At 50.2% G+C, this 22286-nt stretch carries 17 protein-coding genes; 13 read left to right on the top strand and 4 right to left on the bottom strand.

From position 1 onward, the window contains the following. Window positions 1–12 precede the first annotated feature (12 nt). Entirely contained in the window at window positions 13–1995 is a 1983-nt protein-coding gene (locus AOC34_RS09290; protein ID WP_108469790.1) for a monovalent cation:proton antiporter family protein, read from the top strand. Between the two features lie 13 nt (window positions 1996–2008). Here the strand turns inward: AOC34_RS09290 and uvrA are convergent, their stop codons facing one another. Further along, on the bottom strand, window positions 2009–4906 hold the full coding sequence (gene uvrA, locus AOC34_RS09285; protein WP_108470153.1) for an excinuclease ABC subunit UvrA: 2898 nt from the start codon (window positions 4904–4906) through the stop codon (window positions 2009–2011). Window positions 4907–4943: 37 nt separating this feature from the next. Here uvrA and AOC34_RS09280 point away from each other — a divergent pair, with 37 nt between their 5' ends. Together AOC34_RS09280 and ssb are read left to right on the top strand one after the other, a co-directional pair. After that, window positions 4944–6122: an MFS transporter gene (locus AOC34_RS09280; protein ID WP_108469789.1), complete on the top strand. Its 1179-nt coding sequence runs from the start codon at window positions 4944–4946 to the stop codon at window positions 6120–6122. A 94-nt stretch (window positions 6123–6216) separates the two neighbouring features. Beyond that, window positions 6217–6672, top strand: a complete 456-nt coding sequence (gene ssb, locus AOC34_RS09275; protein ID WP_108469788.1) for a single-stranded DNA-binding protein — start codon at window positions 6217–6219, stop codon at window positions 6670–6672. A 4-nt stretch (window positions 6673–6676) separates the two neighbouring features. Here the strand turns inward: ssb and queF are convergent, their stop codons facing one another. The 3 genes from queF to ilvA are packed head-to-tail and all read right to left on the bottom strand — an operon-like array spanning window position 6677 to window position 9997. Then, window positions 6677–7519, bottom strand: a complete 843-nt coding sequence (gene queF / locus AOC34_RS09270) for an NADPH-dependent 7-cyano-7-deazaguanine reductase QueF (RefSeq protein ID WP_108469787.1) — start codon at window positions 7517–7519, stop codon at window positions 6677–6679. 24 nt (window positions 7520–7543) lie between these two features. Further along, window positions 7544–8467: a 5'-nucleotidase gene (locus AOC34_RS09265; RefSeq protein WP_108469786.1), complete on the bottom strand. Its 924-nt coding sequence runs from the start codon at window positions 8465–8467 to the stop codon at window positions 7544–7546. 9 nt (window positions 8468–8476) lie between these two features. Continuing rightward, window positions 8477–9997, bottom strand: coding sequence for a threonine ammonia-lyase, biosynthetic (ilvA, locus tag AOC34_RS09260; protein ID WP_108469785.1), 1521 nt, complete (start codon window positions 9995–9997; stop codon window positions 8477–8479). 133 nt (window positions 9998–10130) lie between these two features. Between ilvA and AOC34_RS09255 the strand changes: the two genes are divergently transcribed. The 10 genes from AOC34_RS09255 to nudB all read left to right on the top strand — a co-directional run bounded on the left by AOC34_RS09255 (window position 10131) and on the right by nudB (window position 22271). Next, the gene (locus tag AOC34_RS09255; protein WP_108469784.1) at window positions 10131–13967 is read left to right on the top strand and encodes a DUF3683 domain-containing protein; all 3837 of its coding nucleotides are present in this window, start codon (window positions 10131–10133) and stop codon (window positions 13965–13967) included. After that, on the top strand, window positions 13967–14359 hold the full coding sequence (locus tag AOC34_RS09250) for a gamma-butyrobetaine hydroxylase-like domain-containing protein (protein ID WP_108469783.1): 393 nt from the start codon (window positions 13967–13969) through the stop codon (window positions 14357–14359). The genes AOC34_RS09255 and AOC34_RS09250 overlap by 1 nt, the downstream gene beginning before the upstream one ends. Window positions 14360–14381: 22 nt before the next feature. Next, window positions 14382–15125, top strand: coding sequence for a bifunctional demethylmenaquinone methyltransferase/2-methoxy-6-polyprenyl-1,4-benzoquinol methylase UbiE (ubiE, locus tag AOC34_RS09245; RefSeq protein ID WP_108469782.1), 744 nt, complete (start codon window positions 14382–14384; stop codon window positions 15123–15125). A gap of 41 nt (window positions 15126–15166) precedes the next feature. After that, window positions 15167–16087, top strand: a complete 921-nt coding sequence (locus AOC34_RS09240) for a Tim44 domain-containing protein (RefSeq protein WP_108469781.1) — start codon at window positions 15167–15169, stop codon at window positions 16085–16087. Between the two features lie 52 nt (window positions 16088–16139). Then, window positions 16140–16802: a ubiquinone biosynthesis accessory factor UbiJ gene (locus AOC34_RS09235; RefSeq protein WP_108469780.1), complete on the top strand. Its 663-nt coding sequence runs from the start codon at window positions 16140–16142 to the stop codon at window positions 16800–16802. Window positions 16803–16804: 2 nt separating this feature from the next. After that, window positions 16805–18382, top strand: coding sequence for a ubiquinone biosynthesis regulatory protein kinase UbiB (gene ubiB, locus AOC34_RS09230; protein ID WP_108469779.1), 1578 nt, complete (start codon window positions 16805–16807; stop codon window positions 18380–18382). 55 nt (window positions 18383–18437) lie between these two features. Beyond that, window positions 18438–19082, top strand: a complete 645-nt coding sequence (locus tag AOC34_RS09225; RefSeq protein ID WP_108469778.1) for a DUF502 domain-containing protein — start codon at window positions 18438–18440, stop codon at window positions 19080–19082. Between the two features lie 15 nt (window positions 19083–19097). After that, window positions 19098–20897 carry an aspartate--tRNA ligase gene (gene aspS, locus AOC34_RS09220; protein WP_108469777.1) on the top strand — a complete coding sequence of 600 codons (1800 nt, stop codon included), beginning with the start codon at window positions 19098–19100 and terminating at the stop codon, window positions 20895–20897. Window positions 20898–21066: 169 nt separating this feature from the next. After that, window positions 21067–21792, top strand: a complete 726-nt coding sequence (locus AOC34_RS09215; RefSeq protein ID WP_108469776.1) for an FkbM family methyltransferase — start codon at window positions 21067–21069, stop codon at window positions 21790–21792. Then, the gene (nudB, locus tag AOC34_RS09210) at window positions 21789–22271 is read left to right on the top strand and encodes a dihydroneopterin triphosphate diphosphatase (protein WP_108469775.1); all 483 of its coding nucleotides are present in this window, start codon (window positions 21789–21791) and stop codon (window positions 22269–22271) included. Before AOC34_RS09215 ends, nudB begins: the two co-directional genes overlap by 4 nt. The last annotated feature ends 15 nt before the right edge of the window (window positions 22272–22286 follow it).

Raw genomic sequence — 22286 nt, 5'->3', positions numbered from 1 at the left:
GGAGATGAGTATATGCCGTCAGTCCTTCAATTAACCCTCATTTTGCTGGCTTCCGGTGTTGCCGGAGTCCTTATTTTCCGCTATTTTGGCTTACCGCCAATTTTGGGCTATTTAGCCATTGGCGTTTTAATTGGGCCAAAGGCCTTTGGAATTGCCAGCGACTCTGAAACGGTGCGCTATTTAGCGGAGTTTGGGGTGGTTTTTTTGATGTTCTCCATCGGCCTGGAATTTAACCTCCAAAAGCTGCGGGCAATGCGTTCCATCGTATTTGGTTTGGGCGCAAGCCAAGTACTCTTGACCATGGCTTTAACCATCCTCAGCAGTTTTTTGCTGAATTGGTTCTACCCCATCAGCTGGCAGGCTGCACTCGCCTTGGGTGGTGCCTTGTCCATGTCCTCCACGGCGATTGTGACTAAATTGCTTTCAGACCGGGGTGAGCTCGAAACAGAGCATGGCCGAAACGTCATTGGCGTCCTGTTGTTTCAGGATTTGGCAGTGGTCTTTTTATTGATTTTGCTGCCCGCCCTTGGCCAAGATCCGAAAGACCTCTTTTTTGCTTTAGGTATTGCGCTGATCAAAATCTCCATTGCCTTATTTTTGATCTTCTTTGTTGGTCGCCAAATGATGAGTCGCTGGTTCAGATTGGTTGCGCAATTTCGTTCGCAAGAATTATTCATGCTCAATTTGCTATTGATCGTATTGGGCTTTTCTGCGATTACGGAGCATTTGGGTTTATCGCTAGCCTTAGGAGCTTTTTTGGCTGGCATGCTGATTTCAGAAACACCCTTCCGGCATCAAGTGGAGGAGGACATCAAACCCTTTCGCGATGTGCTCTTGGGATTGTTCTTCATCACGGTAGGCATGCTATTAGATCTGCATGTGATTTTGGATCAATGGGTCTTAGTGCTTGCCCTATTGGCGGCGATCGTCATCATCAAGTTCGCCATGATTGCTGCTTTAGCAAGGGCCTTTGGGGCGAATGCAGGCGTAGCGATTCGAACTGGTTTGTGTTTATGCCAAGCCGGTGAATTTGGTTTTGTGCTCTTGAATCAAATTGATGGCTTGAAATTGATTGACCCAGCATTAAGCCAAGCGCTACTCGCAGCGATGTTGATATCGATGTTTGGGGCACCCTTCTTAATTCAATACAGCGACCGGATTGCATTGCGCTTTGCAAGTAGCGAATGGTTGCTACAGTCGTTGGCATTGACACGGGTTGCAGCAAAAACGGTGCGCTATGAAAACCACATCATTATTTGCGGCTTTGGTCGAGCAGGACAAAGCCTCGCGCGCATGCTGGACCAAGAAAAAATTCCGTACATTGCATTGGACCTAGATCCAGATCGCGTTGCCGAAGCCAGTATGGCGGGGGATCAAGTCGTGTATGGTGATTCCAGCCGAGAAAATTACTTGGTGTCCGCCGGTATTGCGCGGGCCAAGGCGGTTGTCGTGACTTTTGCGGATACGGCTGCCAGCTTAAAGGTGCTCTACCAAGTGGAGCGTTTGCGGCCCGGCATGACCACACTGGTTCGCACCAAAGATGATTCAGACCTGAAAAAACTCGAGGCGGCTGGCGCCACTGAAGTTGTACCAGAGCTTATTGAAGGTAGCCTGATGTTGGCATCCCATGTGCTCCTCATTATGGGTGTGCCGATGCGTAAAGTGGTGCGCCGCGTAACCGAGGCGCGTGAGGCCCGCTATGGCTTGTTGCGTGGTTACTTTCGGGGATCAGAAGGCGATGACTTGGAGGAGAACGAGTCGTGGCGTTTGCATACGCTCACCTTACTTCCTGGTTCGCATGCGATTGGCAAAACCCTGACGGAGATTAATCCTGATTTAGAGGGTGTAGCAATTCAGGCGGTCCGTCGCAAAGTTGACGGCGAAGACTATGTGAAGCTAACGCTGAGCCCGGATCTGCGCCTACTCGAGAACGACATCTTGGTGTTATCGGGCAGTTCCGAATCAACGGACATCGCTGAAACGAAACTGCTCTGATCTACTTTCGTATTTAGGCTGCTACTTTCTTAGTTTTAACCTTGGCGGGTTTTGCTTTAAGTAGTGGGGCAAGGTAGTGACCCGTAAAACTATCTGGATTCTTGGCCACATCTTCAGGGGTGCCAGTTGCAATGATCAAGCCGCCACCAGCTCCGCCCTTTGGCCCTAAATCAATAATCCAGTCTGCGGTTTTAATCACATCTAAATTGTGCTCAATGATCACAATCGTATTGCCCTGTTTTTTGAGCGTGTGAATCACGGTCAATAGCAATTGGATGTCATGAAAGTGCAGTCCTGTAGTGGGCTCGTCCAAAATATAGAGGGTTCTGCCGGTATCGCGTTTCGAGAGTTCCAGCGATAACTTCACACGCTGCGCCTCACCGCCCGATAGTGTCGTTGCACTTTGACCCAGCTTGACGTATCCCAAACCAACATCCAGCAAGGTTTTGAGTTTACGTTTGACTACGGGCACCGCTTCAAAGAATTCATGCGCTTGCTCAATCGTCATTGCCAAGACTTCGTGAATATTCTTTCCCTTGTAGCGGATGTCTAAGGTTTCGCGGTTATAGCGCTTGCCGTGGCAAACATCGCAGGGAACATACACATCGGGCAAAAAGTGCATTTCGACTTTAAGAACGCCATCACCCTCACAAGTTTCGCAACGACCCCCTTTGACGTTAAAAGAGAAGCGGCCTGCTTCATAGCCGCGCTCGCGCGATGCAGGTACACCAGCAAAAAGTTCACGAATGGGCGTAAACAAGCCAGTGTAGGTTGCCGGATTAGATCGGGGTGTTCGACCAATCGGCGATTGATCAACGCTAATTACCTTATCAAAGTGCTCAAGGCCTTCAATCGCTTTGTGAGGCGCTGGCTCTGCATTCGACTTGTAAATATGATGCGCAACTGCATGATGCAAGGTGTCATTGATCAGGGTTGATTTGCCAGAGCCCGATACGCCGGTGACGCAGGTCAAAAGTCCTACGGGGATTTCAGCATTTACGGATTGCAAATTATTACCTGTAGCACCAATGATTTTTAAAAAGCGATCACTGGCAGGTATGCGCTTTTCAGGTACTTCGATGCGCTCACGTCCAGCTAAATAGGCGCCCGTGAGGGAATTGGGATTCGCTTCTACTTCGGCAGGCGTGCCCTGCGCCACCACCCGGCCGCCGTGAACACCAGCACCTGGACCAATATCAATCACGTAGTCAGAGGCCCGAATCATGTCTTCGTCGTGCTCAACCACGAGCACGCTGTTTCCTAAATCACGCAGGTGCTTGAGTGTGCCAATCAGGCGATCGTTATCGCGCTGATGCAGGCCAATCGAAGGTTCATCGAGTACATACATCACACCGGTTAGGCCAGAGCCAATTTGCGAGGCGAGGCGAATGCGTTGCGCCTCGCCGCCGGATAGTGTGTCAGCACTGCGCTCGAGCGAGAGGTAATCGAGGCCAACATCGTTTAAGAAGGTTAAGCGGGAGCTAATCTCCTTCACAATTTTGTCGGCGATTTCCCGTTTTGCACCTTTGAGCTGAAGGGCTTCGAAATACTCTTTGGCTTCTTTGAGGGGTAGTGCGCTGATTTCAAAAATACCGCGTGATTGCTTGCCGTCACCTACTTTGACAAAGCGCGCTTCACGGCGCAGACGTGTGCCATTGCAGTCGGGGCAGGAGCGAACATTTTGATAGCGCGATAATTCTTCGCGCACCGCCATCGATTCGGTTTCACGGTAACGGCGTTCAAAGTTAGCCACAATCCCTTCGAAAGGATGTTGCCGCACGCTTAACTTGCCGCGCTCATTTAGATACTCAAAGGCAATATTGGTATCGCCGGATCCCATTAATACCAGGTCTTGTGCTTTTTTGGTCAGGTTCTCAAACGGTTTTTCAATATCAAAACCGGCATGCTTTGCCAGGGTCTGTAGTAGCTTGAAATAAAACTGATTGCGGCGGTCCCAGCCTTTAATTGCGCCTGAAGCCAGCGATAAATCGGGGTGGGCCACAATGCGCTTCGGATCAAAAAAGGAGATATGACCTAAGCCATCGCACGATGGGCAAGCGCCCATCGGATTATTAAATGAGAAGAGCCGGGGTTCGAGCTCTTGCAGTGAGTAAGAGCAAATTGGGCATGCAAATTTACTGGAGAAAATCGTATCAACGCCGGTATCCATGTCGACAATCATCGCTTTTCCGTCCGCTAAGCGCAGGGCTGTTTCAAAGGACTCGGCTAAGCGCTGCTGAATATCAGGACGTACCTTAATGCGATCCACCACAACTTCAATTGAATGCTTGTCGGTTTTTTTCAACTTCGGTAGCTGATCTACTTCAAAGATCTCGGCTTTTGCTGTGTTAGTAGTGCCGCCACCCGAGCGCACCCGAAAGCGCACAAAGCCCTGGGCCTGGAGATCCTGAAACAGGTCAACAAACTCGCCCTTACGTTCACTCACGACGGGCGCCAAAATCATTAACTTGGTTTCAGCTGGCAGTGCCATCACGGTATCCACCATTTGCGAAACACTCTGGGCTGCCAAGGCTAAATTGTGCTCTGGGCAGTGTGGCGTGCCGGCTCTAGCAAACAAGAGTCGCAAATAGTCATGGATTTCTGTGACCGTGCCTACAGTAGAGCGGGGGTTATGGCTGGTTGCTTTTTGCTCAATCGAAATGGCAGGGGAAAGACCTTCGATGACATCCACATCCGGTTTTTCCATCAGCTGTAGAAATTGACGGGCATAGGCAGACAGCGACTCGACGTAGCGGCGTTGTCCCTCGGCATAGAGGGTATCGAATGCTAGCGAGCTTTTGCCGGATCCCGAGAGGCCAGTGAGAACCACTAACTTCTCTCTGGGGATATCCAGATTGATATTTTTTAGGTTGTGCGTGCGTGCACCGCGGATCTTGATTTCGTTATTCATGGTTTTTAGGCGTAACTTGTTAATATAGCCTTTTCCCATGAATTCTTCCGAACTCCGCTCGACTCTGGCTTTGGCAGGCATATTTGGCCTGCGGATGCTGGGCCTTTTCCTGCTTTTGCCGGTCTTTAGCCTGCATGCAGAGGGCTTGCCGGGCGGCGATCGCGCCTTTTTGGTGGGATTGTCCCTGGGCATGTTCAATATTGTGCAGGCCTTCTTTCATATTCCGCTGGGCGCGCTGTCGGATCGCATCGGCCGGCGCCCGGTTGTGGTGGGTGGGCTTATCTGCTTTGTGCTGGGCGCCCTGATTGCCGCTAGCCACGATGATTTGCTGTGGATTGGTATTGGCCGTGGGCTCATGGGTGCGGGCGCGATTTCTGCGGCGATTTCGGCCTGGGTCGCTGACTTGGTGAGTGAAAAAGTGCGAACCATGGCCATGGCGATTGTGGGTGGCAGCATCGCTATTTCGTTTGCCCTCTCCTTGGTCTTGGCTGCGCCGATTTATCGTTGGATTAGTTTGGACGGTATGTTTCTGTTGTTGGCCGCAATGGGCTTTGTCGCCATTCTGGTTGCGCTTTGGTATGTGCCTGCCCCAGAGAAAAAATCCACCCCCCAGCACACCCCATTTTTTACTATCCTGCGTCGCCCTGAATTGATGCGCTTGAATGTCGGTGTATTTGTTTTAAATGCAACGCAAGTAGCGATGTTTTTGGTTGTGCCGCGCTTATTGGTGCAGATGGGCTTCCCACTGTCGCGCCATTGGGAAATCTACCTTCCGGTATTGCTGATCTCGTTTGCATTAATGGCGCCTATTTTGGTGTTGGGTGAAAAGAAGCAGCGCCTTCGTGTTGCGGTATTGGTGGCTATTGGCCTCTTGTTTATTTCGCAAGTCGTCTTTATTGAGGCCAGCACCATTTTGTTGATTTCAGCAGCCTTGCTGATTTACTTTGTCGGATTTAATTTACTCGAGGCACTGCAGCCCTCCTTGGTATCGCGCTGGGCACAAGATTCCAAGGGCACGGCGCTCGGTATTTACAACACTACCCAGTCCTTGGGGCTCTTTTTTGGTGCTGCCGTTGGTGGTTTGGTAACCCAGTACTTTGGCGAGTTATCGGTGTTTATGCTGGGAATGGCGCTCATTTTTGCCTGGCTTATAATTGCATGGTCGATGCGCGAGTTACCAGCAAAAAAGCATGCCCAGGAAACTCCAGCCGCATAAACAGACAAGTTGACTACTTACCCGCTGTACAAGCCTCATTAACATTAGTGCATTGATTTACATTTTTTCACATACATTTTCTTCGGGAGACATCATGGCTTCGGTAAATAAAGTCATCATCGTGGGTAACATTGGACGGGACCCAGAAACACGTTATATGCCTAGCGGCGACGCAGTAACCAATATTTCAGTAGCTACATCGGATCGCTATAAAGACAAGCAAACCGGTGAGATGAAAGAAACCACAGAATGGCATCGCGTTGCGTTTTTTGGCAAGCTTGCTGAAATTGCAGGTCAGTATCTTAAGAAGGGATCGCAGGTATACGTCGAAGGCCGTTTGCGTACACGCAAGTGGGCTGATGCCAGTGGTCAAGAAAAATACTCCACCGAGATTGTGGCGGACTCGATGCAGATGTTGGGCTCGAAGATGTCGGGTGGCGGTGAGGGGGGTGAAAGCTATTCGCGCCCTAAGTCATCTGAGTCATCAAACGCAGCACCGGCGCCTACAGCGGCATCCTTGGGCGCAATGGACGACGATATTCCGTTTTAATTAATTACTGTCTGGCGTGGCGTTTGTTGTCAGGCCAGACAGCGTTGTAATCGGTTCGAAACGGATTGATATCCAGGCCGCCTCGCCGGGTGTAACGCGCATAAACCGATAGCTTTTCTGGTTTGCACTGCCGCTTAATATCGCAAAAAATAGTTTCTGCACAGTGCTCATGAAATTCCCCGAGCTCCCGAAACCCAATTAAATAACGCAATAATCCTTCTTCTTCAATCGGCCTGCCTTGGTAGCGAATTTGAATGCTAGCCCAGTCTGGCTGTCCAGTTACGGGGCAATTGGATTTGAGTAAATGCGACACCACGCATTGCTCTATGGGCGAGCACGAGTGATCTGCTTTCAATAAGGCCGGATTGGCTTTTTGGTTTGGATCAATTTCAATATCAAGGCGATCGAGCAAAACCCCATCCATTTCCTGCATACCGCGTTTTGAAAGTTGCTCTGGAGTGAACATACGCATCCGAATCGGTGCTCCTGCAACCGCCGATAAATCAGCCACGACACGCTCCCGCAGGGTTTCTTCATCCGCAATGCGTTCACTATTCAGGCTATTTAAAAAAAGCTTGAAGGATTTGGATTCGATCATGCAAGGCGAGTCGGCAGGGATTTCAAACTCGGCTAAGGCGATTTGCGGTTTGCCTTTTAAATTGAGCCAGCTGAGTTCAAATGCATTCCACAGATCAACGCCAAAAAATGGGAGGACGCTGGCTGGACTGAGACCTAACTTCGCTCGGTTTTCTGCGCGCGGAATTGGAAACAGCACACTGGGATCATAGTGTTGTGGGTAGGCAGTTTCTTTACCAAGCGGTAAGTGGGGGGAATCGGAATAGCTCATGAGAAGAGTGGAAATGCGTTTTAATTAACCGCTTGATTTTGGGCGGTTAGCGACCCCCGAAACCACATGCCCGGTAGGCGCAACTGAGGCCGCTGAATTGCAATGACCGGTTTGATCGTCAAAGAAAAAGTCGGGCTCGAATTCGCGGAGGAACTCACTTTTAGAAAGGCCGCCTAAGAACATGGCTTCATCGACATCGATACCCCAATTCATGAGGGTGCGAATCGCACGTTCATGCGCAGGAGCAGAGCGTGCAGTCACTAGCGCAGTTCGAATGCGCATGCCATGCGCAGCCTGTGTTCCAGACTGACTTTGCAGGCGGTGCAGCGCTTCCAGTAGGGGCTTAAAAGGGCCGGGCGGTAATGGAATCGCTACCTTTTTACTTTCGTGGTCAACGAAAGCCTCTAGCCCGCTACTTTGAAAAACTTGCTCTGCTTCGTCTGAAAACAAAACGGCATCACCATCAAAGGCAATGCGAATTTCATTGGGGTGGGATTCGGCGGTTTTGCTGGACTCGGGATAAACGCGTGCCGCCGGAAAGCCAGCATCAATCGTCGCCCGCACATCATCTTCATTGGCTGATAAAAACAAATTCGCCTGCAATGAGCGCAGGTAATGGTAGGGCGGTCTGCCGCGGGTAAATACCCCACGCTCCAAGCGAAGCTGGTGATGCTCTGCAGAGCGGAACACGCGTAAGCCACTGACGGGATCATTACGTGACAAGATCACGACCTCTACGCGCTGCTCATCACCTTGATTGAAGGCCAGTAGTTTTTGTACTAGCGGAAAGGCAACGCCCGTTTGTGCGGGCATGGCCAATCGATCGAGTTGCAACTTCATATAGGCGCTGTCATCACTGGTTTCAAACAAGCGATTCTCTTCTTCAAAGTCAAAGAGGGCGCGCGATGAAATCGCAACAACGAGCTTTCCGGTCAGGCTATAGGACATTCAGCTTTGTTACTTTAAGAACAGTCGGTAAGCGGGATTCGCACTTTCATTCCAGTGCGGATAACCGAGGGAAGCCAAGAAAGATTGGAATTGCTTCTGTTCATTCTTGGGCACTTGAATGCCAACCAAAATGCGTCCGTAGTCTGCGCCATGGTTACGGTAATGAAAGAGGCTGATATTCCAATTGGGTGCCATGCTGGTTAAAAAGCGCATCAAGGCGCCGGGGCGCTCGGGGAACTCAAAGCGGTAGAGCAGCTCATCGTGCGCTAAAGGAGAGTGACCGCCGACCATATGCCGCAGATGCGATTTAGCAAGTTCATCGTGCGTTAAGTCAATCGTCGCAAATCCCGCTTTAGTAAAGTGCTTGGCAATCTCAGCACTATCGGCGGATTTCTGCGTACCAATGCCAACAAAAATATGGGCTTTGGCTTGATCGGCAATGCGGTAATTAAACTCCGTTACATTGCGCTTGCCGAGTAATTGACAGAAGCGCTTGAAAGAGCCTCGCTCTTCTGGAATGGTGACAGCAAACACAGCTTCCCGAAACTCGCCCACATCGGCGCGCTCGGCCACAAAACGCAAGCGACTGAAATTCATATTGGCGCCGCATGCAATCGCAACCAAGGTTTTATCTTTTACTTTTTTCTTCTCAACGTATTTCTTGAGACCGGCAATAGCGAGTGCACCTGCGGGCTCCAAAATGCTGCGCGTGTCGGTAAACACGTCATTGATAGCCGCACAAATTTCATCGGTATCAACGGTAATGATGTCATCGACCACGCGCTTGCAGATACGGAAGGTTTCTTTGCCGACTATCTTGACGGCGGTGCCGTCCGAAAACAACCCTACCTCTTTTAACTCGACGCGACGGCCAGCCTTGAGTGACTGACGCATGGCGTCGGAGTCAGCGGCTTGTACGCCGATGATTTTGGTTTCTGGGCGAACGGCTTTGACGTATTCGCCGATGCCGGCAATCAGGCCACCGCCACCAATGGCGACAAAAATGGCATCAATTGGAGCTTGGTGTTGTTGCAAAATTTCTTGTGCGATGGTTCCTTGGCCGGCGATGACGTCCGGATCATCAAACGGATGAACAAAGCTTAGCCCCCGTTTTTTCTCCAGTACCTTGGCGTGATCAAAGGCGTCGCTATACGATTCCCCAAACAAAACGAGCTCCGTCCAAGAGCCACCGCGGGCTTTGACAGCATCGATTTTGACTGCAGGGGTGGTTACTGGCATCACGATGACTGCCTTGCATTTCATCTTGGCGGCGGCGAGGGCTACGCCTTGGGCATGGTTTCCGGCCGAGGCAGCGATAACCCCCCGTTTGAGGGCAGCAGAGCCCAGTTGCGCCATTTTGTTGTATGCGCCGCGCAGCTTAAACGAGAAAACGGGTTGGTTGTCCTCCCGTTTCAGGAGAATTCGATTGCCCAGGCGCTCCGTTAAAGCGGGCGCTAGCTCCAATTCAGTCTCGCGCGCAACGTCGTAAACGCGAGCCGTTAATATTTTCTTTAAATAGTTGATTGTCATGCGATGAGCGTACCACGGATGCCCTCTAAGCCCTTAGTTTTGCAAGGTTTTATTGGTGACGTCAGCCAAATAAGGGAATTCCTGTCAGGATCGGATTACTCCTTTAAAATGCCTATTTAACGAACCCCACTCCATGAACGCCCCACTCGGATTAAATCAATTGCTCACTGCTGAGGCTGGGGAGCCCCGTTTACGGGAAATTCCGTACAACTACACCTCCTTCTCAGACCGTGAAATCGTCATTCGCCTTTTAGGGTCGGAGTCCTGGCGCGTTCTGGATTCACTTCGCGGCATCCGCAAGACGGGCCGTTCGGCTCGCATGCTCTTCGAGGTCTTGGGTGACATTTGGGTAGTGCAGCGCAATCCCTATTTGCAAGACGATTTATTGGATAACACCAAGCGCCGCAGCATGCTCATTAGCGCGCTCTGGCATCGCTTGGGTGAAGTCGAAAAAAGAATGACCGGCGATTCGGCTGAGCAAGTTGAAATCTTGATTAAAGCCGCGCGTACTGCGGTCGAACTCTTTGAGCAGAATTTTGAAACAGTTGCCCAGTTACGCAAGCGCGCAATAAAAGTATTGGGACGCCATACGGCCGCGGATAACGTCGCCTTTGACGGCATGTCGCGTGTTGCCCATGTGACGGATGCAACCGATTGGCGCGTTGAATATCCCTTTGTAGTTTTGAAGCCAGATACCGAAGCAGAAATTCCAGGCTTAGTGAAGGCCTGTATTGAGCTCGGGCTCACCATCATTCCACGCGGCGGCGGCACTGGCTATACCGGTGGCGCGATTCCTTTGGTCGCCATGTCAGCGGTCATCAATACCGAAAAGCTGGAACAAATTGACCCGGTGGTTAAAGTAACCCTGCCCGGTTTAAGTGAGGCAGTGCCAACGATTTTCACAGGCGCCGGCGTTGTAACGCGCCGCGTTGCTGAGGCAGCAGAGCGAGTCGGTCTGGTGTTTGCGGTAGACCCCACTTCGGCTGATGCGAGTTGCATTGGCGGAAACGTCGCGATGAATGCGGGCGGTAAGAAAGCCGTTTTATGGGGTACCGCCTTAGATAATCTGGCCAGCTGGCGCATGGTTGACCCTGAGGGAAATTGGCTCGATGTGGTTCGCGTCAACCATAACTTGGGCAAGATTCATGAGGCTGATTCTGCGCAGTTTGATCTGATCTGGTCCGATGGCTTGCAGGCGCCCGGTGTCAACGTATTGCGTCGCGAGACTCTGAGCATCGAAGGCCGTCGCTTTCGGAAGGCGGGTTTAGGCAAAGACGTTACCGATAAGTTTTTATCGGGACTACCGGGCGTTCAAAAAGAGGGCTGTGATGGTCTGATTACCAGTGCTACCTGGATTCTGCATCGCATGCCGCAATATATGCGCACCGTTTGCCTGGAATTCTTTGGGCAAGCGCGTGAAGCCATCCCGAGCATTGTGGAGATCAAGGCCTACCTTGATGGCTTGAGTCGCGAGAGTGGTCCTATCTTAGCTGGTCTTGAGCACTTAGATGACCGCTATTTAAAGGCAGTGGGTTATGCCACGAAATCCAAACGCAACACCTTGCCTAAGATGGTATTAATTGGCGATATCGCCGGCGATGATGAGTCGGCCGTGGCCGCCGCAACCAGTGAGGTGGTGCGCATGGCCAACTTGCGCGTCGGTGAAGGTTTTGTTGCGGTTAGCCCTGAAGCCCGCAAGAAATTTTGGCTAGACCGGGCGCGTACCGCCGCAATTGCGCGCCACACCAATGCCTTCAAGATCAACGAAGACGTAGTGATTCCGCTCGATCGTATGGGTGAGTACACCGACGGTATTGAGCGCATCAATATTGAACTCTCCCTTAAAAACAAATTGCAGTTATTAGATGCGCTGGAAGCATTCTTACGCAAAGGCAATTTACCGCTAGGTAAAGCTGATGAAGATGATGACATCTCGCCTGCAGAAATTTTGGGTGATCGCGTTGAGGGTGCGCTGGATTTAATTCAGCAGGTACGGATACGTTGGGCTGGTTGGTTAAATGACCTCGATCGTTTCTTTCCTGAGTTGCAAAACTACGCCTTACGTGCGTCGTGGAAGACCGATGTGCGTGCTGAGCTGCGCGTTATTTTTGGCGGTGTTGCTTTTGAACAGATTTTGGCTGAACTGGAAAAAACCCACCAGGCTATTTTGCGTAAGCGTGTTTTTGTAGCGCTACACATGCATGCCGGTGATGGCAATGTGCATACGAACATTCCAGTGAACTCCGATGACTATGGCATGTTGCAAGATGCACATCGGTCGGTTGATCAAATTATGGCCTTGGCGCGCTCCCTTGATGGTGTGATCTCCGGTGAGCACGGCATTGGTATTACGAAGCTCGAATACCTGAGCGAAGAAGAGCTAAAAGACTTCAGGGCATATAAAAATCGCGTTGATCCGGAAGGTAGATTTAATAAGGGTAAGTTGATGCCCCATGCGGATTTGAGCATGGCCTATACACCCAGCTTTGGATTGATGGGTCACGAGTCATTGATCATGCAGCAAAGCGATATTGGTGCGATTGCCGATAGTGTGAAAGACTGTTTGCGCTGTGGCAAATGCAAGCCCGTCTGCGCGACCCATGTACCGCGAGCCAATTTGTTGTACAGCCCACGCGACAAGATCTTGGCAACATCCCTGCTGATCGAAGCGTTCTTGTACGAAGAGCAGACCCGGCGCGGGATCTCAATTCGCCATTGGGAAATGTTTGATGATGTAGCGGCTCACTGCACGGTCTGCCATAAGTGCGCTACGCCTTGCCCAGTCAAGATTGATTTTGGTGATGTGACCATGAATATGCGCAACCTGCTGCGCAAGATGGGTCAACAACGTTTTAATATCGGCACAGCCACATCGATGTTCTTTTTGAATGCCAGCAACCCCGATACGATTCGCTTAACCCGTAAGGTGGTGATGGAGTGGGGCTACAAAGCACAGCGCATTGCGAATAATGTATTCCGCAGCTTCGCCAAAAAACAAACGGCCACGCCACCCGCCACGGTAGGAAAGCCGCCGATCAAGGAACAGGTAATTCATTTCATTAATAAGAAGATGCCGGGTAACTTGCCTAAGAAAACGGCCCGCGCGCTCTTGGACATTGAAGATGCGAATTACGTCCCGATTATTCGTGACCCAAAAGTAACGACTGCAGATACCGAGGCGGTGTTTTATTTCCCAGGTTGCGGCTCGGAGCGTTTGTTCTCGCAAGTAGGTTTAGCTACTCAGGCCATGCTTTGGAATGTGGGCGTACAAACCGTATTACCGCCAGGCTATCTGTGCTGCGGCTACCCCCAGCGCGGCAACGGCGAATTCGATAAAGCGGAAAAGATGATTACGGACAATCGCGTTTTGTTCCATCGGGTGGCCAATACGCTGAACTATTTGGACATTAAAACCGTCGTAGTGTCCTGCGGCACCTGCTACGACCAATTAGCGGGTTATCAGTTTGAGCAGATTTTCCCTGGGTGCCGAATCATTGATATTCATGAATATTTATTGGAGAAGGGCGTCAAATTAGAGGGCGTGACAGGCGTGCGCTACATGTACCATGATCCATGCCATTCGCCGATGAAGTTACAAGATCCACTCAAGACCGTGAATGAACTGATTCAGACGGAAGATAAGCAAGCCATTTTGAAGAATGAGCGTTGCTGTGGTGAATCGGGTACTTTAGCGGTGACGCGCCCGGACATTTCCACGCAGATCCGCTTTCGTAAGCAGATTGAAATGGAAAAGGCAGCTACAAGCTTAAAAGCCGACTTTACTGGCGAGGTTAAGGTATTAACCAGCTGCCCATCTTGTTTGCAAGGCTTGTCGCGCTTTGATGCCGATAGCGCAACGACCGCAGATTACATCGTTGTTGAAATGGCGCAGCGCATCTTAGGTGACAATTGGATGCAAGACTACGTCGCCCAAGCTAATCAGGGTGGCATTGAGAGGGTACTGGTTTAATGATTCCAACAAATGTAGTGATGCATCAGCAATCCAAGGTATTGGAACTGAGTTACGAGAACGGTAATTCATATCGCCTGCCTTTTGAATTCTTACGCGTGTTATCGCCCTCAGCAGAAGTTCGAGGCCACGGCCCTGGTCAAGAGACTCTGCAGACCGGCAAACGCGATGTCGGGATTAATGAGCTGGAGCCAGTAGGCCACTATGCGATTCGCCCGATGTTCTCAGATGGACACGATTCCGGCTTGTTTTCATGGGAGTACTTATTTTTTCTCTGCGAAAACCAAGACGCTTTATGGAACGATTACCTCGATAAGCTAAAGCAAGCAGGCGCAAGCCGCGATGTCGCCAGTGCGCCAACTGGGCATGAAGGCCATTCTTGCGGCCACTAATCATTACACCCAATACGGCAATATGAATAAAACCCATTTTGGTTACCAAACGGTAGACGAGGCAGAAAAAGCAGGCAAGGTTGCTGATGTCTTTCACTCCGTAGCACATAAATACGACGTGATGAATGACTTGATGTCATTCGGCCTGCACCGCATTTGGAAAAAACTCACGATCGCTCGGGCGCAGGTTCGCCCGGGTCAAAAAGTTCTTGATATTGCGGGTGGCACTGGCGATCTGGCTTGTGCATTTGCAAAGGCTGCTGGGTGGGCCAAACACCCTGATGCCGAGGTTTGGCTTAGTGATATCAATGCATCGATGTTGGGGGTCGGGCGCGATCGATTACTAGACCAGGGCATGTCTTTGCCCTGCGTGCAATTTGACGCCGAGTCGATTCCATTTCCAAGCAATCACTTTGATGTGGTCACGGTTGCCTTTGGGCTTCGTAATATGACCCACAAAGAACGCGCACTCGCTGAAATGCTGCGCGTGATCAAACCAGGCGGGCGGGTGTTGGTGTTGGAGTTTTCCAAGCCCGATGCCATGCTCCAGCCGGTTTACGATGTTTATTCTTTCAAGGTGCTGCCATGGTTGGGTGAAAAAATTGCCCAAGATGCTGAAAGTTATCGGTATTTGGCTGAATCGATCCGGATGCACCCGGACGCAGAAACCTTGAAAAATATGATGCTAGAGGCCGGTTTTGATGCTGTTGATACCCATAGATTAACCGGGGGTATCGTTGCGCTTCATATTGGTATTAAATACTAAGTGTTAGTTTTGTCGTTGTGCATTACAGGAGACCTAAATAAATGAATAAAAATGCAATCAAAGCCATCGTACTTACCGTCGCACTGACCTTTTCTTCGGTTGGCTACGTTGACGCAAAGCGCATGGGCAGCGGAAAAAATATGGGCCAATCAGCCCCAGTACAAAAACAGGCGCAGCCTGCGCAAGCGCAAAAGCCAGCGCAGCAAGCTCAGCCTGCGGCACCTGCAGCTGGTAATGCTGCAGCGGCAGCGCCCAAGCGCCCTGGATTCGGTGGCATGTTAGGTGGTTTAGCGGCTGGCCTTGGTATTGCTTATCTTCTTTCCCATTTTGGTTTGGGTGAGGCCGCCGCTTCGATGTTTACCGGAATTCTAATTGCCTTGGCAGTTGGCTTGCTCCTCTTCTTTATCGTGAAGCGCTTTATGCCATCGATGTCAGGTGCAGGGCGCGCAAGCCCAGCGGCCGCTGGTAATAATGGCATGCAACGCACGGCGTATGAGCACGGCAACACCCGCAATGAGCCTGGCTTTGTTCCTGTTGCTGCCTCCTTTGGTGGTGCAGCCGCAGTGATTCCTGAGGCGGCGAAATCCTTACCGGCTGGCTTTGATGAGTATGCGTTCTTGGACAATGCAAAGCACTACTTCGTTAAATTGCAAAAGGCCTGGGATGACGGTGATTTGGATTCCTTGCGTGAGTTTGCTACGCCCGAGATGTTTAGTAATCTGACGCAAGATCTGAACGCGCGTGCTGAAGCAAGCAACCAAACCGACGTGGTTACCCTCAATGCCGAGTTGCTGGGTGTTGAAACTGGTCAAGACAATTATTTAGCCAGCATTCAATTTACCGGCATGATTCGGGAGCAGGCAGGCGCTCCAGCTGAGCCATTTACCGAAATTTGGAACTTGAGCAAGCCAATTCATGGTTCTGGTGGCTGGGTTCTAGCCGGGATTCAGCAGTTGGTTTAAGCTTAGGCTTTCCCCACGGAAAAACCCGCATTCGTGCGGGTTTTTTGCACCCATGAATTCGGTATCAACATCCGCCCGGCCTATCACCAGCGCAGCCATCTGCCACGGCATTAATCATGTCTTGGCGGGTGAACCATGGGCGAGTACCGAGCTGGCAAAGCACGCCGGCAAAGCGATTGCCCTCGAAATGCCGTTTGGTCGATTTGCCGTACAAATTAACAGTAATGGCCTATTGGAGGCCGTGCGCCATTCGGATGTGCCGACTCAATCCGACGATGGGGAAGTTCCGCCTCCTGTCAGAACAGCCCTGGTGCTGACGATTTCAAGCCAAGCACTTTCCACCTTACTGACTAGCGGCGGCCCCATTCGGGAAAATGCATTTAAATCAGTCACGATTGCGGGCGATGCTGATTTGGCTCAGTTGTTGGGTCGCCTAGCCGGCCAGTTGCGCTGGGAATACGAAGAAGACCTTTCAAAAATCATTGGTGATGCGCCCGCCCATTTTGCTGTCGCCCAAGGAAAAAAAATAGCGAGTGCCGGGAAAGCAGCTGGCCGCGATCTACTTGAAAATACCGTTGAGTACCTCAGTGAAGAAAAGAAGGTCCTATTGAATCAGCGTGACTTTGCAATACACAAAAACCAACTCATGGAACTGCGCGATAGCGTCGAGCGTTTGGATAAGCGCATTGCATTGCTGCAGCAAAGGAGCAAATAAACATGGCTCGCTTTGCACGACTTTGCTTCATCTTTTTTACCGCATGGCGTTTTGGTTTGTTGCCCTTGCTACGCGACAACCTCAAGCCCGGCATAAAACGGATCTTACTTTCGATCGCTTGCTTTGCATCTCCGAATTCATTACCGCGGGGCGTACGGATACGACTAACACTAGAGGCGCTTGGCCCGATCTTTGTTAAGTTTGGCCAAGTCCTATCGACCCGCCGTGATTTATTGCCAGATGACATTTCGGATGAATTGGCTAAGTTACAAGATCAAGTACCACCGTTCTCCAATGCCGAGTCACGCGCTTTAATTGAATCAGCGCTGGGTAAGCCGATTGAAGAGGTATTTATTCAGTTTGATGCCACTCCCGTTGCCAGTGCTTCAGTAGCACAGGTCCACTTTGGGGTTTTGCGTGGCAGCTCGCAGCGCCCTGAATGGCAGGGGCGTGAAGTCGCAATCAAGGTCTTGCGTCCAGGCATCTTGCCGGTGATTGAAGATGACTTAGCATTGATGCACGACTTGGCAAAGATCGTTGAAAAGGTATCGGCCGATGGCCGGCGCTTAAAGCCGCGTGAGGTAGTTGCTGAGTTTGATGTCTACCTGCATGACGAATTGGATTTGATGCGCGAGGCGGCTAATGCTAGCCAGCTGCGTCGTTACTTTATTGATTCAGATAAGTTAATGATTCCGGAAATGTACTGGGATCTGTGCCATACCAGCGTGATTGTGATGGAGCGCATGAATGGAATCTCGATTGGCCGCACCGACGAATTGCGCGCGGCTGGAGTTGATTTCAAAAAATTAGCAGCCGATGGCGTTGAAATCTTTTTTACCCAAGTGTTTCAGTATGGCTTCTTTCATGCGGACATGCACCCAGGCAATATTTTGATCAGCCTAGAGCCAGAGCGATTCGGTCGATTTATTTCCTTGGATTTTGGCATTGTCGGCGCACTGAGTGAGACGGATAAAAATTACTTGGCGCAAAATTTCCTGGCTTTCTTTAATCGCAACTACCGCCGCGTTGCAGAGTTGCACATTGAATCTGGCTGGGTGCCTGCGGATACACGCGTAGAAGAATTAGAGGGTGCCGTACGATCTGTGTGTGAACCTTATTTTGATCGCCCCTTAAAAGAAATCTCCTTAGGCATTGTGCTGATGCGTTTGTTTCAGACCTCGCGGCGTTTTAACGTAGAGATCCAACCACAGCTGACGTTATTGCAAAAGACACTATTGAATGTCGAGGGTTTGGCGCGGCAACTGGACCCCGATCTCGATTTGTGGAAAACCGCCAAGCCGATCCTGGAAAAGTGGATCAGCGAGCAGCTGGGTTGGCGCGGCTTAGTTGAGGGCCTCAAAACAGAGGCACCCAATTGGGCCAAAATTCTGCCGACCTTGCCTCGCCTGCTGGCAGAGAGCTTGGCGCAGTCAACGAAAGCGGAACAAGGTGCTGAACTGCTTTTACTCAAAACCCTGCTCCAGGAAGAGCGCCAGACACGGCGCCTGATTACCGGGGCTTTGCTGTTTGCAGGCGGCTTTATTGCCGGCGCAATACTGATTTCCCTCAGTATTTTCTAGGCCAGACCCCATTGCGGCTCTCTAGCCGTTAAAATGCCGGCTAGGCAGATTAATTATGAAAAAATACTTTATTGCAGGCATTCTGGTTTGGGCTCCGGTGGCGATCACGGTTTGGGTGATCTCTTGGGGTTTGGGCGTACTCGATAGCATCTTTGGTTCGGTCATGATGGCCATCATTTCCGTTTCGCCTGGTGAGTTCTCCCCCGACTTGAAGCATTTCCGTGAGATTCCAGCCATTGGCGTGCTGATTGTGATCGGCGTCATCATGGTCACCGGTTTTGTTGCAATTATTTTTGCAGGCCAGTGGTGGTTGCGTGTCTGGGATAAGCTGGTGAATCGCATTCCGATTGTGCGCTCCATCTATTCGAGCGTAAAACAAGTTTCGTCCACCTTGTTTTCGGGAAGCGGTCAGGCGTTTCGAAAAGCCTTATTAATTCGCTATCCCCATCCCAACTCCTGGGCAATCGCGTTTCAGACTGGTACACCCGCTGCAGAAATCAGCTCCAAAGTCGGCGACGATTACGTCAACGTATTTTTGCCTACAACCCCAAATCCCACATCGGGATTCTTCATGATTGTCCCCCGCTCTTCTGTCATTGAGCTGGACATGACAGTAGAAGAGGCGCTCAAGCACATTGTTTCAATGGGCTCTGTGCCACCAGGTGTTCGCACGAATGCCTCAACACTGATTAAAAAATAGATTTATAGGAACCTTATGTCGATGCGAAGCCATGCCTGCGGTCAGGTAACTGAAAAACTTATTGGTACAGAAGTCACATTGGCTGGCTGGGTTAATCGCCGCCGTGACCATGGCGGGGTTATCTTTATTGACTTGCGCGACCGCGAGGGTTTTGTGCAGGTAGTATGCGATCCCGATCGTGCCGATATGTTTGCCCTTGCTGAGCAAGTACGCAATGAATTTTGCATTCAGATTAAAGGCCTCGTGCGCGCCCGCCCAGCAGGGACTGAAAATGCCGATTTAGTGAGCGGCAAGGTCGAGATTTTGTGCCATGAGCTCGTGATCTTGAATGCATCGGTTACCCCGCCATTTCAATTGGATGATGAGAATCTCTCTGAAACTACGCGCCTTACGCATCGCGTCTTAGACTTGCGTCGCCCACAAATGCAAAAGAATTTGCGCCTGCGTTACAACGTGGCAATGGAAACCCGTCGCTACTTGGACGCTGCCGGATTTATCGACATCGAAACACCGATGTTGACGAAGAGCACGCCAGAGGGCGCGCGCGATTACTTGGTGCCATCACGCGTACATGATGGTCAGTTCTTTGCCTTGCCCCAGTCGCCGCAATTGTTTAAGCAGTTGTTGATGGTTGCGGGTTTTGAGCGTTACTACCAAATTACAAAATGCTTCCGTGACGAGGACTTACGTGCCGATCGCCAGCCTGAATTTACTCAGATCGATTGCGAAACCTCCTTCTTAAATGAACTTGAGATCCGCGATCTGTTTGAAAACATGGCACGTCATATTTTCAAAACAGTCATGAATGTGGATTTACCGAACCCATTCCCAGTCATGCCCTACTCGGAAGGTATGGCACGCTTTGGTTCCGATAAGCCAGATCTCCGCGTGAATCTCGAATTTACTGAGATAACCGATCTGATGAAGGATGTGGACTTTAAAGTGTTCTCTGGCCCAGCCAATCAAGCCGATGGCCGTGTCGTTGCCTTGCGCATTCCGGGCGGGGCGGAGATTAGCCGTAGTGAAATTGATGATTACACCCAGTTCGTCGCTATCTATGGCGCGAAGGGATTGGCGTGGATCAAGGTAAATTCGGTAAGCGAAGGCCGCAATGGCCTGCAGTCACCGATTGTTAAGAATCTGCACGATGCCGCAATCGATGGCATTTTGAAGCGCACGAATGCGAAAGATGGCGACATCATTTTCTTCGGCGCCGATAAGGTCAAGGTTGTAAATGATGCAATTGGTAATCTGCGTTTGCGTATTGGTTTGTCAGAATGGGGCAAAGCACACGGTCTCTTTACCGATGCATGGAAGCCATTGTGGGTAGTTGACTTCCCGATGTTTGATTACGATGACGGTGAAGGGCGCTGGGTTGCTTGCCATCACCCATTTACTAGCCCCAAAGACGAGCACTTGCAATTCTTAGAAACTGATCCGGGCAAGTGTTTGGCAAAAGCCTATGACATGGTCCTCAACGGCAGTGAGATTGGCGGCGGTTCAGTCCGGATCCACCAGGAGGCTGTGCAGAGCCAAGTCTTCCGCGCATTGAATATTGGCCCAGAAGAGGCGCAAGCCAAGTTTGGTTTCTTATTGGATGCCTTGCAATACGGCGCCCCTCCCCACGGCGGTATTGCTTTTGGTTTAGATCGCATTGTCACCATGATGACGGGCTCGGAATCGATTCGTGATGTGATTGCTTTCCCGAAAACTCAACGTGCGCAATGCCTCTTAACTCAGGCCCCAAGTCCGGTGGACGAGCGCCAGTTACGCGAGTTACATATTCGTTTGCGTCAAGCAACGCCAGCTACTTAGTGGGTGGCATTGCTTGAATTAATTTAGTACAAAGCGGTTCCACTTTTGAGAATTGATCGATTTTAGGATTCTGTAAGTCTATTGCTGCATATTGAATATTCACAGTGTTGGCTGGCTTTGATGATCTCTTGGCCGCTTTGATCGACGGCAATATATTAAGAATGTAACTATGAAAACTATTCTCAGTCAGTATGTCAATTTTCAAAGTAAAACGATCTACAACAATAAGGTTCCGCCCGCGCTTGAGCAGGAATGTGTTAAATCATTCTTTAATGGCAAGACAAATGGTGTTTTCGTTGATGTTGGAGCAAATGATCCATTTATAGAATCACAATCTTTTCATTTGGAGCAAATGGGGTGGAACGGCCTTTTAATTGAGCCACTGCCTAATATGTGTGCGCTTTTAAGAGAGCACAGAACCTCTACTGTTGTGCCATATGCATGCTCGAGTATAGGTAATCATAAAAAAATCCTACCCTTAATATCGTTTGGCGTCTGCTCAACCTTGGAGAGTAAATTAATTCATACGAACAAGGTGAAGCAAGATGTAATTTACATTGAAACTAGAACCCTTGATTCAATATTGGAAGAGAATAATATCCAGGCTAATTTCGATCTACTATCCATCGATGTTGAAGGCCATGAAATTGAATTGTTTAAAGGATTTGACATTCAACGGTGGAAACCTAAATTGGTGCTTCTGGAGGACCATGTCACCTCACAGGATAAGCATAAGTTCATGACTGCTAATGGCTATGAATTTTTGCTAAGAACGGGATTAAATAGCTGGTATGTACAAAATACAAAAGACTATTCTATCTCTTTGAAATCTAAATTTGAATTTATACGAAAATACTATCTTGGAATTTTATTTAGAAAACTTCGCATTAAATGAGCATCATAGATGCCGGTAATGTTCGAGTGAAAATCCCCATTTCAGTATTGGTCGTGATTCACAATGCGGAGGGTGAGGTTTTACTGATTGAGCGCGCTGATCGGCCTGGATTTTGGCAGTCGGTGACCGGCAGTCTTGATTTTCCGGACGAGCCTACGCGTGAAGCGGCAATACGCGAGGTATCTGAGGAGACGGGCATTGATATCACTGCATTGCCAGCGGATGCTCTTCACGATATGCAGCACGCCGTCGATTATGTGATCTACCCGGATTGGCGTTATCGCTATGCGCCCGGTGTGACGAGCAATCGCGAGCATTGGTTCTCACTCTTGGTTCCTAGCAATACCGCGGTGCGCTTAGCACCACGAGAGCACACCGCGTTTGAGTGGTTACCCTTTGCCGAAGCGGCAAAACGGTGTTTCTCGGAAAGTAATACTGCAGCGATCCTACGCTTACAAGCCCAGCATGCAGCAAAGTAGGCCATTCATCACTAA

The sequence above is a fragment of the Polynucleobacter difficilis genome (assembly GCF_003065365.1).
Classification (GTDB): Bacteria; Pseudomonadota; Gammaproteobacteria; order Burkholderiales; family Burkholderiaceae; genus Polynucleobacter; species Polynucleobacter difficilis.
The sequence above is the reverse complement of the archived record's forward strand: the minus strand, read 5'-3'. Positions and strand labels throughout refer to the sequence as shown.